The following is a 12,917-nucleotide window of genomic DNA, read 5'->3' as shown; positions in this document are numbered from 1 at the left end:
AAAATAACCAAAATGATGAGGCTTTCAAATTGGTATTAACGAGAATTGCCTAACAACTGTTTGGATTAAGTAAGTCAGATTATATTAATGACTTTTATCATTCTGCCAAAATATTATTCCACCAAACAATACCCATGGAAAGGTATTCAAAATAAAATATTAATTTGATTTTAAAATTCTAAAATAAAGTGGATTAAAAAAGTAATAGGATCGAATGGAAATTCTATAGTTTGCTTTATATTTGCCCACAATAAAAATCATTAAAAATATTGTGATATGATCATTGGGGTACCAAAAGAAATCAAAAACAACGAGAATCGTGTCGCGTTGACACCTGCTGGAACGCAAGAGTTAGTGAAAAGAGGCCATGAAGTATACATTCAAACTACCGCTGGAGAAGGAAGTGGTTTTCTTGATGATGATTATGTAGCATCAGGTGCTCAAATTTTACCAGACATTCAGAGTACTTATGCTAAGGCTGATATGATAATGAAGGTAAAAGAGCCTATTGAAGAAGAATATGAATTGATTAAAGAAGATCAATTAGTATTCACTTACTTCCACTTTGCTGCCTACGAGGATTTGACTAAAGCAATGATCAAGAGTAAATCAATTTGTTTGGCATACGAAACAGTTGAAAGACCAGACAAAAGCTTACCTCTTTTGGTACCAATGTCAGAGGTAGCTGGAAGAATGGCAATACAAGAAGGTGCTAAATACTTAGAAAAACCTTTACAAGGAAGAGGAATTTTATTAGGTGGAGTTCCAGGTGTTAGACCTGCAAAGGTAATGATATTAGGGGGTGGAGTTGTAGGTACAAACGCTGCAAAAATGGCTGCTGGTATGGGAGCTGACGTAACTATTATGGATGTGAATCTTCAGAGATTACGTTATTTAGATGATGTAATGCCAGCAAACGTTAACACTTTCATGTCTAGTGAATATAACATTCGTGAAATGTTACATAGAGTGGACTTAATCGTAGGTGCAGTTTTAATTCCTGGTGGAAAAGCACCTCATTTGGTTACTCGTGATATGTTGAAAGAAATGCGTCCAGGTACAGTTTTAGTAGATGTTGCAGTTGATCAAGGAGGTTGTATCGAAACATGTAAACCTACTACTCACCAAGACCCAACTTACATCATTGATGATGTAGTTCACTATTGTGTAGCGAATATGCCAGGTGCAGTTCCTTATACTTCAACTTTAGCATTAACGAATGCCACTTTACCATATGCAATTGAATTAGCTGAAAAAGGATGGGTAAAAGCTTGTCAGGACAATAGAGAATTAGCATTAGGTTTAAATATCATCAAAGGTGATGTGGTTTATGATGCTGTTGCAGATGCATACGGTTATGATCATGTTCCTTTTGAAAAATATTTAGGAAACGTTTGGGATAAAATATAAAAACTCAAATCATATAAAATTACAAAACCTGTTTCAATTTGATTGAGACAGGTTTTTTTTGTTTCTACTCATCAGGTTATTAATTCAATAATTGTAATATATCAAGTATTCTTATTGAATTATTTCAACATCTCTTACTCACCGATAATAAACTGAAACTCATCGAACTATTTAGAAATTAAGTCAATTGTAATGCCCTTGAATGAATCAGTGTTACTAATTTTGTATTTAGTTAAAAAATTAAATTAAGTATGAGAGGAATCTTACTATTTTTAGCATTATCATTAATTGCATTTTTTCAACATTCAACCATACAAGCTCAAAACATTACAGAGTATCAGTTTGAGGTTAGCATTGAAACCTATCAGGAGATTACTGGAGGACAACTGATTTCAAATAGTACCAACTTAAACGATCAGTTTTTTGATGACATCAACATCGGATTCAATTTTAGTTATGGTAATAATACATTCAATAAGTTTGGTGTAAGCGCTAATGGTTATGTTGTACTAGGAACACTCGCTAATACTAGTTCAAATTCTCCAATTGCTGATCTAAATAATGCAATAAGTCCTTTAGGTGGAGATTTAAGATCTAAAAATGGCTCATCTATAAGAACAGAATTGCAAGGATCCTCTCCAAATAGAATTAGAATAATCCAATGGAGAAATTTCAGACATAACAATCGAAACGGAAACTTGAACTTCCAATTAAAATTATTTGAAGGTTCCGGTAAAATCGAATTCAGTTATGGAAATAATTCTATAGACTACAATGGATTTGGCGATTACTTCTCACTAGGATATGATGTTCAGGTAGGTTTAAGAGGTAATTCAAATACTGATTTTAATTCCAGACAACTAAATTGGAATTTATTCCAAGGAGAAAATTGGAATACAACTAACACAGAAAATGCTGTTAATAATAACAGCGTTGTAGACTTATGGTTTAATAGTGTTCCAAGTACTGATCTGAATTTCTCTTATTCCAGAAATGAATCTGACTTAGGCATCAACCTTTTTCCTAACGTAGCTGAATTGTGTGCAGAACAGGAATTTATATATTCCTTAGAAGTGGTAAATTCTTCTGCATCCGACAACTCTAACATTGAAGCAGAATTCAATCTTCCTTTAGGCCTTTCTTTCATTTCAGCTAGTGCCTCAAATGGAACTTATGATGAAAATACAGGAATCTACAGTATTCCAATTTTAGGAGCTAACGAAACCGCTGTTTTGGATATAATTGTATCAGTAGATGCTGGTATGGAAGGCAGTACGATTAATGCAATTGCTGAAATTCTTAGCGCAACAGCTTCTGATCCAAATCTATCTAACAACAATGCTTCAGTCGACTTGACGGTTGGTTCTAATTCTAGTCCGCAATTATCTACTATTCCTAATCAAACTGCTCCTTATAATGGCGTTTCTGCACCTATTGATTTTACTGTTTCAGATGCTGAAACTGCTGCTAATGATTTAATTATTTCAGTAAGTTCCTCTAATCAAACCCTTTTACCTAATGCTAATATAACAGTAGGAGGAAGCGGAGAAAACAGGGAATTAACATTACAACCTGCATTGAATCAGTTTGGAATTACTACCGTAACGGTTGAGCTTTCAGACGGGACATGTCCGATTATTAAAACTTTTGAGGTAGAAGTATTTCGCCAGATCTTTAACAATTTTGAAGCAGCAAAAATTGTGGTAGGGCAACCTGACTTTACTTCAGGATCAACAACGCCATCTGATATAGTAGCTCCTGGTTCCAACAGTTCAGCCGTGAGTGTAAAAGGTGTTTTAGCAGTAGGTTCTCAAACAACTAACCGTGTTTTAATATGGAATTCAGTGCCTACTTCAAATGGAGAACCTGCTGATGTGGTAGTAGGACAAACAAATTTCACCAATACAGGAAATGGGACAAGAAATAATAGATTATGGAGTCCGAACGGAGTTACTTTTAGTCCCGATGGTAACAAGCTAATTGTCACAGATTCTAGAAATAATAGAATATTAATCTGGAACAGTATACCCACTTCTAATAATGCACCAGCAGATGTTGTAGTGGGACAAAATAATTTCAACTCTCGTAATGCGCGTGCTACTCAAAACGGCTTAAATTTTCCTTCAGATGTTCAAGTAACCCCAAGTGGTAAAATGATTGTTACGGATAGAGGAAACAGTAGAGTTTTAATTTTCAATAAAATTCCTACTTCAAATTACGAAAATGCTGATGTTGTGATCGGCCAAACCAATTTCACTAATAATAATCCTGGCACAGCACCAGATAGACTCCGAATTCCTTGGAGTACTTCTATTTCACCCGATGGAAAACTTTTGATTGCTGACGATGAAAATCACAGAGTGCTAGTATTTAATTCTATCCCAACAACTAATGGGGCTTCTGCAGATGTAGTAATTGGACAGGATGATTTTAATTCTGGCAACCCTGGCATAGGAGCTAATAGATTTTCATTTCCAGGTGTAACAGTATCTCCTTCAGGAGTTATAGCTGTAGCAGATTTTAGCAATAACAGAGCTCTAATTTTCAATGAGATACCAACAACAAACGGAGTGGATGCTGATGTGGTTTTAGGTCAAAGAAATTTTAATGAGCGAGTTTCCTTTAATGATGGAAACGGTAACACAGGAACTCCTTCAGATAGGAATATGGATACACCTTACGGTATCAATTTCGATTTAAATGAACGTCTATACATAAACGGTAGAGGTATGAACCGAATGATGATTTTCGGGGAAACTCCTTCTCAAGTATCTGATTTATCAATTACTTTCTCTTCTAATTCAAATACACCTTGCGTCAATAGTTTGGTAACCTACAGTGTTGAAATCACAAATAATGGTCCAAATAACGCTACCAATGTGGTAGTAACTTCTGCCTTGCCTTCTGGCTTCACCCCTACTGGTTTCGATGCACAAAGAGGTACTTACAATCAAGAAAGCGGTTTCTGGAGAATTCCTTTCATAGGTGATGGTGAAACGATAACCTTAGAAATGCTTGGAACTGTAAATGCAGGAGAAAACAATAACATTATCACAGCATATGCCAGTGTGCGATCTTACAATCAAAATGATTCTGACTTTAGTAACAACGCTGGAAGTGTTGATATTGAAGTTTTGGATAATGATGCTCCTATTATTAGCGAAATTGATGATGTCATTCTAGATATCAATACTCCCTCTCCAAATATTAATTTCACAGTAGATGACGCCAATGTTGGTGCTAATAACGTAAATGTGGTAGCCAGCAGTTCAAATCAAAGCTTAGTACAAGATGCAAATATCAATGTGATAGGTGGTGGCTCCAATAGATTTTTACAAATCACCCCAGAAAATGATCAGTTCGGATTAGTGACGATCAGTGTAACAGTTGATGATGGCACATGTAGCACTACGGAAAGTTTCGAATTATTTGTAGGTAATGTTTGGTTAGGAAATACCACGGTTTGGGATGCAGTCAACAACTGGTCAGCAGGAGTTCCATCTGATGTAATTTCAGCAGTAATACCTGCCAACCCTTTAGGAGGTAATTTCCCAGTAATCAATAATGCTGCTGAAGTGAATAATTTAATTATAAATGATAATGCCAAAATCACCGTAAATGCAGGAAGGAATCTAGACGTTTATGGAAACTTAACTAATTTAGGTACTGAATATACTGGCAATGGCAGTGTTACAATGGTAGGTTTAAGCACTCAATGGATTATGGGAAGGATCAGTGGATTAATTATTAATAATGGAAGTGGCGTTAATTTAGAAAATGACCTTTCTACGCAAAGACCTTTAAATCTTCAAGCAGGGCAACTAAATGTAGGGAATAATAGCCTCACTATACGAAATCCTATTGCTGGAAATGCTAATAGCTTGATTATGGATGCTACTTCTACCTTAAATATTGAAGGAACTACTGCGGGTATTACAGTTCCCGCTTCTATTAATAACTTAAGAAAACTACAACTGAATAATGGTAGTGGCTTAACATTAAATGGAAATCTTCAGATTGCTGATACTTTAAGCTTATCAACAGGTACTTTTAACATAGGTAACAATACATTAGAATTAAATGGCTATAGTCAAATTCAAAACGGTCGTTTAGCATCTTTACCTAACGCTATTTTAAGAATTAACTCAGCAAATGATGCAGGTAAGATCATTTATAGCATCACACAAAACCAATTATCTAACTTGATTATAAATGTAACAAATGGTCAGTTTGAAATTGAAAATACCATAATTATCAATAATCAATTGGAGCTTATAGAAGGTAAGTTGATAAGCACTAATGGGCTTATTAATGTTTCTAATAATGCTCAAGAAGGCTTAAGCACATCTGCAAATTCATTTATTGCCGGAACATTACGAAGAGCAGTTACTGCAGGAATAAACTACACTCTACCTGTGGGTTCAATGGATTTTAAACAAGCAGTAAACATTTTCTTTAACTCCATGTCTTCAAGTACTAGCCTAGACGTATTTTTTAATGAAAGCTCTTCTGATCCATCATTTACAGATATAAGTGATTTAAATTTATCTGTAGATGGAAATCAGGTTGAACAACTATTGGACTATGGCTTCTGGACTTTAACTCCTACTAATACGACCGGTACTTACGTATATAATATTTCTGTTACTTCTCAAGGCCATGCTAATGGTAATGAGATTGGAAATCATATTCTTTTAAAACGTGAAGATGCTACTGCAGATTGGGAGATATTGGGAGATTATTCTTCCGAAAATGAAGGTGGAAGTTTTACAGATCCTATAACAGTTAGCCGTTCAAACCTTACTGGATTTAGTGACTTTGCAATTGGCTCATCAACCCAAGGTCCTTTACCAGTAGAATTAATTTCCTTTGAGGCAGTTCAAGAACAAAACGGAGTAAAACTTGAATGGTCAACTGCCTCTGAAAAAAATAACTCACATTTTGAAATTCAAAAATCTAATGATGGGAAAGAGTTCGAAACTCTAGGAATCGTTCAAGGAAACGGTAACTCCTCTAGTATTATTGAGTATGAGTTTATGGATTATTCAAATCATGGCAATGTTAGTTATTATCGCTTAAAACAATTAGATTTTGATGGGCAATTTGAGTTTTCTGATGTTGTTAAGGTTCAATTTTCAGCTCAACTCTTTAATATCAACATTCATCCCAATCCAGCTTCAAATTTAATATATATTAATTTTGATGAGGCAGTGGGAGCAACTACTATTCAATTCGTAAATACAAAAGGACAGATAGTAAAGAAAGAAACAGTTGAAGAGGCTAATCAATTAGAATTGAATATAGCTGACCTACCGGTAGGTTATTATCAACTATTGATATGGTCTAAAACGAAAAAGGGCCTAATTTCAAGCAATTATAAATTATTGAAAAATTAGATTTAAAGAGAATAGAGGATGTCTTATATTTAAGCAAGACATCCTCCATTATCAGCCTTATTCGGTTTTAAAATTATAAGATGCAGTGATTAAAATGATTTGAGTTTCTCTCTTTCTTTCAAATCTTTGCTCAAATCCAGGACCAAAATTCTCTCCTCTGAAGTTACGAGTATCAAATAAATCTCTGAAACTAGCGCTTAAGGTTAATTGCTTATCAAAGAAATATCTTTGTAAACTACCATCTATGTAATATCGGGCTAAGTCTCTCCCTTGAGCTTCAATCTCAGGAGCAAAATAATTTCCTGTAAACTGTAAATTAATATCTAATGGTAAACTAATATCAGTTGTAACTTTAGCATACCATGATAATCCTCTGTTGGTAAAACTATCGTCTAGATTTGTACCGTCAATACGAGATTCGAAAATAGAGTAACTAGCATTCAAATTCCACCAATTAGTTAGCTGTGTAGTATTGATGAATTCAAAACCATATAAATCTGCAGTATTTAAATTTTGAGGGCCTCTATAAGAAATTCCGTCTTCCACTCGCACAATCCAGTCCACCTGACCATTAATTCTTCTGTAAAAAGCATTGGAAGTTAAAGTAATAATACCATTCTGGTACATATGCCCCAATTCAAATGAATTGATGTACTCAGGTTGTAAGTTAGGCTCCCCTACCCTTACATTTAATGAATCAGCAAAATCTGGAAAAGGATTTAATCTCCATCCTCCAGGTCTATCTATTCTTCTTGAATAGGTAGCCTTCACAATATTCCCCTCATTCAATTGATAAGACATTTGAACACTTGGAAAAAAATTCAAATAGCGTTGGCTATTTACTAAATCTTCTGCAGCCACTAGAGAGGTATTAACATTTGATAATTCATTTTCTAAAATAGTTTGCTCAGCTCTTAAACCTAAGGCATAATTGAAATTAGATAGACTATCAGAGAAAATAGCATAGGCTGCATGAATTTGATCTTGATATACAAATCGGTTACTAATACTATCGTATGAATTTATTTCTCCAGTTGAGGGATTTTTTAATCCATACAAATAATCATTATCAAATCTTCTGAAAATTGATTTGTAGCCCGTTTCAACTAATCCACCAAAAGCAGGTGTAGCATAATCTAGCTGGATAACTGAAGTATTTCTGAATTCATCTGTTTCACTACCCTCAGTGCGATTTGGGCTCCCTTCTACTGATAAAGTATTATTGTAAATATCTATATTTTGATTTTCAAGCTGATCTCTAATTGAAATACTAGCTGAAGCTCTTAATGACTTTTCTTTATCCTTAAAATCTCTTTCATAAACAATTGCATTGTCATACGTATAGTTCTGCTCAGTTTCAGTATTATCTCTAACATAAGAAGTTAAAAACTCCTCTGTATCTAAATTCTGAACAAATGATCTACTTGATTGAAAATCATTTTCAGCTTCAGTATTGAATACCCCTTCTAAGCTTATCTTATTTTGTCCCCAAAAGTAATCTGCACCATAATTAACGGTATGTTCCGTATCCTCATTCCTACTGTCTTGTTCTTGTCTGAACAATTCATTTTGATCATTAAACGTACTTACTCTTTCAGTAAATCTACTTCCAACTCTTGGCCATTTCCTAAAACTGTATCCACCGTATACGGCATAATTTGTTGTTCTTCGAGATAAATTAACATTAGCATTGGTTCTCATGCGTGTCCCCATGGTTAATTCAGCTCTGGCTGTAGTTCCTAAATCTTTTCCCTTTTTCAGTTTTATGTTGATTACACCACCATCAGCAGAGGCATCATACTTTGCATTTGGATTATTTATGATTTCTACTGATTCTATAGCACTAGCTGGAATCTGTTCTAGATCAGAAGCTAAAGCCGAATTTCGACCATCAATCAATACATTAGTACTTCCACTACCTCTTAATGTTACAGATCCATCATCCGTAACATTTACGGATGGGGTATTTCTTAATATATCTAATAATGACCCTCCAATATTAGCTATAGTCTGATCTGGTTTTATCTCCATCCCCTCCATTGTTGTGAGAACAGGTCTTTTTACTTCATTTCCTTTTACAACAACCTCATCCATAATTTCTTCCTCAACAGATAAACCTATAGTTCCAACATCTACACCACCTGCCCCAACAGTTAATCTCGTTTTATAGTCTTGATAACCAACAAAGGATACCACCATTCTGTAAGTGCCTGCTTTTATATTTATTCTGAATTTACCGGCTGCATTGGTTGTAGCACCAGTTACAGGACTGTTAGAATCCCCTTCATAAAATGCTACTTGAGCAAACGGTATGACTTCATTTGACTCAGAGTCTGTAACTTGTCCTGATACGTAAGGACTCTCTGCAAAAGATTGAAATGTTGTTGTAATTAAGATTATTATAGTTATAAATTTTATATACTTCATTTTATAATTTAAATGTAGATACACATAATAAACAGAGTGATAACTCTTTAGTTTATATAAATATAAATTAATTCATATTTTTACATGGACGGAGAATTGCTAGCATTTTGAGAGAATTAGAGTGCAACTTCAGTTACAAGCCCAGAATGATTTACATTTTATATTGAAAAATGAAGTATATCTCTAATACCTTCTGGACTAAATTATACAGCAGACTTTTATCAGAAAAGATGAAAGAGCGTACCGAAAAAGCTATTATCATCATTGCTATTTTCGGTTTCTTTACTCACCTATCACTTATTATTTTAGCAAAACTGGAGTTATTTAATGCGCCATACTCCAATAATCTATTGGAAAACCCAATCGCATCTATCTATACTCCTTTCTCATTTATTTTGATCTATGAGGTCTATTTATTGGTTTATTTTTTACCAAAATCCATAACCATATATATTGGAAAGCAATATGAAATTATCTTATTAGTATTAATCAGGAGATTATTTAAAGATTTGGCTCAACTAGATTTAGATGTCAGCTGGTTCAGCAATAAAGAAGATTTACAATTCACTTATGATATAGCCGCAACCTTAATCATTTTTGCATTAATATTTATTTTTTACAATCTAAATGGAAAAAGAACCAGTATACAGAAAAGTAAGTCTGTTGAACTAGAGCAAACCCAAAAATTCATTCAAACTAAAAAAAGGTTCGCAGTAATATTAATCCCCATTTTATTCGGTTTAGCGGTTTATAGCTTTGGTGACTACTTTTATGATGTATTAGTTTCTGCCAATCATGATGTTGGCTCAATAAAAGACATCAATAAAATCTTCTTTGATGAATTTTTCACCATTCTAATTTTAAGTGATGTATTATTACTATTGATATCCTATACTCACACCTCCAGCTTTAGGTCGGTTATTAGGAATTCTGGTTTTGTAATTTCAACAATGCTGATTAAAATATCATTTAGTACTGAAGGCGTGATGAATAATATACTGATTGTATCTGCTATAACCTTCGGAGTATTAATTCTATGGATTCATAATTTCTATGAAAGAATAAATTTACCTCAAGAAACCTAATTATAACTCAGCCACGCATTTTAATTCAATGGCTATGGGTGTTGGTAATGCATTAATTTCTATGGTAGTTCTGCATGGTTGAATATCCTTAAAATATTCTGCATATACTTTATTGAAAATTTTAAAATCATCTTTCATATTGGTTAGAAAAACCTGGACATCCACCAAAGCTTCCCAACTACTTCCGCAGTCTTCCAATATCATACGCACATTTTCGAATACAGACCGACATTGCTTTTCAATATCATAAGATACAATTTCACCCTGCTGGTTTAATTCAACACCAGGGATATCCTTACTATCTTTCTTTCTAGGCCCTACACCTGAAAGAAATAATAAGTTACCCACTTTTCGAGCATGGGGATATAAGCCTACCGGTAATGGTGCACGGTCAGAATTTCTAATACTATCATCCATTATGCTGCTGTTTTATGAAGTTTTGTTTTAACATTAAGTGCCTGATTGATATGTCTTTTTGTATGGCGCATCATAATATACAATTGCTCACCAACATTAAATTTAAGCAATTTACTCAAAGGACTATAAGTGTGGACGTGCTGATGATCATAAGCACAGCCTTTTTTAGCCGTTTCAATTATCTCTTCTTGCAATTTTAGAAAATATTTAACGGTTTCTGTTCCATTTAATACTTTATTGTCTTTTATGGGCTTAAAGATTTTAGGGGCAGGCACTTTCCATTTGTATTTAGGATCCACTGCATATAAAAAGAGCTTACCTGTTATTGAAAATTTAATAGGATACTCTATTGTCTTTACTTCAGCCGTTTGAAGTCGCTTATTTATATCCTTATTGTAAATTGTATTTGCGATTATGATATGTTGTAAACATTCCGCTATCGACCATTTATCTGGTGCAGGTTTCCATATCAATTCTTCCTCGCTTAAGTTTTGAAACTCCTCTGTGGTAATAGTCTCAATTTCTTTCAGGTCTTTTATTACATCTTTTAGCCAAATCATATTTTCTATTCGGATATAATCTAAAAAGGTTCTTAGTAGTTAATAAATAGTTGTCAGTTTAAATTTTCCAAGAACCTCAGAATACGATCAGAATACCAGCCCCCAAACCCCATTTCTTTAATATTGTGCTGAAACCCCATCAGATGGCCTCCATCATATAAGGAGATTATAGCATCTTTACCAAATTTAGCGGCATATTTTCTAGCGTCTTCTGCTGTAGTTAGATCATCATTTTTACCGGCAAAAAGTAAGATAGGAATAGCAATTTTATTTCTTCTATCAAGGTAGGTTTGATCATCTATCGGAGAATAAGTTTGCTTCCCTTTTAAAGATTTCAATCTTTCAATATGATTTTCGGGATTCATAACAAAAGCATCAAAAATTAAGAAATCTACTGTATCTTTAATAGTTGGCCATGAATAGGTAGTGACCATGGTGCCCATTGACCAAGCCCAAATGCCAATATTTTTATTTTCAAACCTATTAGCAGCAAACTGAACAACAGTTTTTAGATCAATTGAAAATTCGGTTTGAAATAAATGATCAGACTTTATTTCAAAATCTGAGCTTTTCCCGAATCCTCTGTAATCAAATGTAATCACTGTATATCCTAAATTAGCCAATACAGAAGCATGATAAACAAAATAGGACATATTGCCAGCATCCGGATAAGCAAGAATCAAAACTTCATCTTTTTCATTTTCAGGATTAGGAGCATAAATCCAAGTATTTAAATCATTGCCATCTGGGGTATTAAGCACTAATTGTTCGTACTCCCAGCCAATTGAATCTGGCGTGAGTATATATTTTGGATCTGGGTCAATTGCCATTAGATTTAGTGGTAGTAAAAACAGTAGGATGAATTTTTTCATTTTTTTTCATTTTAGCTGATGAATGAATATCTTATTAATCATATATTTGGAAATGCCAGAAATCATTGACTTAAGTCAAGAAATATACGAAGGAATGCCTGTATTTAAGGATTTACCACAGGTAAAAATGGAAATTCATAATTCTCATGAAGAATGGGCTGGTATTAAAAACCCTGAGAAAAGAACCCCTGCAGTTCATAAACTAGAATTAGGTGAACATACAGGCACTCATGTAGATGCTATTAATCATATGGGAAAAGAATATGAAGGCCAATCCATTGACATCATGCCTTTATCCATGTTTTACACAGAAGGCATTTGTCTGGATTTTTCCCACAAAAACCTTAATGAACTAATAGAGATTGAAGATTTCAAAGCAGCTTACACCAAGGATAAAATTGAAATAAAGGAAAAAGACACCGTACTTATTTACACAGACCATTACAGGAAATATTTTAATACATCCGACTGGCCATTTGGACCAGGTATATCTTCAGATTGTGCTCGTTGGTTAGGTGCACAGAAAATCTCTGCTTTTGGTGTTGAAACAATGGCACCTGGAGTAAGAAAAGTCTCTAATAAAGAGGTACATCAAATCTGCGGAGAGTTAGGATTTACACATTATGAGAATATGGTCAATCTTCACCAATTAATTGGCAGAGGAAGATTTCGTTTTATTGCTTTCCCTTTAAAGATTAGGGGCGGAACAGGTTCTCCTGTTAGAGCCGTGGCTGTATTTGAATAAATTAA

At 34.0% G+C, this 12,917-nt stretch carries 8 protein-coding genes; 4 read left to right on the top strand and 4 right to left on the bottom strand.

All coding sequences use genetic code 11. From position 1 onward, the window contains the following. Window positions 1–276 precede the first annotated feature (276 nt). Together ald and QYS47_RS07675 are read left to right on the top strand one after the other, a co-directional pair. A complete protein-coding gene (gene ald / locus QYS47_RS07680) occupies window positions 277–1,410 on the top strand; it encodes an alanine dehydrogenase (protein ID WP_322348266.1) in 1,134 nt (377 codons plus the stop codon). Window positions 1,411–1,661: 251 nt separating this feature from the next. After that, complete coding sequence (locus QYS47_RS07675) at window positions 1,662–6,806, top strand: T9SS type A sorting domain-containing protein (protein WP_322348265.1); 5,145 nt, start codon at window positions 1,662–1,664, stop codon at window positions 6,804–6,806. A 57-nt stretch (window positions 6,807–6,863) separates the two neighbouring features. Here the strand turns inward: QYS47_RS07675 and QYS47_RS07670 are convergent, their stop codons facing one another. Continuing rightward, window positions 6,864–9,233, bottom strand: a complete 2,370-nt coding sequence (locus QYS47_RS07670) for a TonB-dependent receptor domain-containing protein (RefSeq protein ID WP_322348264.1) — start codon at window positions 9,231–9,233, stop codon at window positions 6,864–6,866. A 170-nt stretch (window positions 9,234–9,403) separates the two neighbouring features. Here QYS47_RS07670 and QYS47_RS07665 point away from each other — a divergent pair, with 170 nt between their 5' ends. Beyond that, entirely contained in the window at window positions 9,404–10,318 is a 915-nt protein-coding gene (locus tag QYS47_RS07665; protein WP_322348263.1) for a hypothetical protein, read from the top strand. On the opposite strand, the gene QYS47_RS07660 is transcribed toward QYS47_RS07665, so the two are convergent. Genes QYS47_RS07660 through QYS47_RS07650 form a run of 3 tightly spaced genes read right to left on the bottom strand, consistent with a single transcriptional unit; the run spans window position 10,319 to window position 12,167 of the window. Then, window positions 10,319–10,735: a RidA family protein gene (locus QYS47_RS07660; protein WP_322348262.1), complete on the bottom strand. Its 417-nt coding sequence runs from the start codon at window positions 10,733–10,735 to the stop codon at window positions 10,319–10,321. Next, window positions 10,735–11,295 carry a DinB family protein gene (locus QYS47_RS07655; RefSeq protein ID WP_322348261.1) on the bottom strand — a complete coding sequence of 187 codons (561 nt, stop codon included), beginning with the start codon at window positions 11,293–11,295 and terminating at the stop codon, window positions 10,735–10,737. Before QYS47_RS07655 ends, QYS47_RS07660 begins: the two co-directional genes overlap by 1 nt. Before the next feature lie 53 nt (window positions 11,296–11,348). After that, window positions 11,349–12,167, bottom strand: a complete 819-nt coding sequence (locus QYS47_RS07650) for an alpha/beta hydrolase family protein (protein ID WP_322348260.1) — start codon at window positions 12,165–12,167, stop codon at window positions 11,349–11,351. Between the two features lie 52 nt (window positions 12,168–12,219). On the opposite strand from QYS47_RS07650, the gene QYS47_RS07645 reads away from it, so the two are divergent. Further along, window positions 12,220–12,912, top strand: coding sequence for a cyclase family protein (locus QYS47_RS07645; protein WP_322348259.1), 693 nt, complete (start codon window positions 12,220–12,222; stop codon window positions 12,910–12,912). The last annotated feature ends 5 nt before the right edge of the window (window positions 12,913–12,917 follow it).

Source organism: Marivirga arenosa (genome assembly GCF_030503875.2).
Classification (GTDB): domain Bacteria; phylum Bacteroidota; class Bacteroidia; order Cytophagales; family Cyclobacteriaceae; genus Marivirga; species Marivirga arenosa.
The sequence above is the reverse complement of the archived record's forward strand: the minus strand, read 5'-3'. Positions and strand labels throughout refer to the sequence as shown.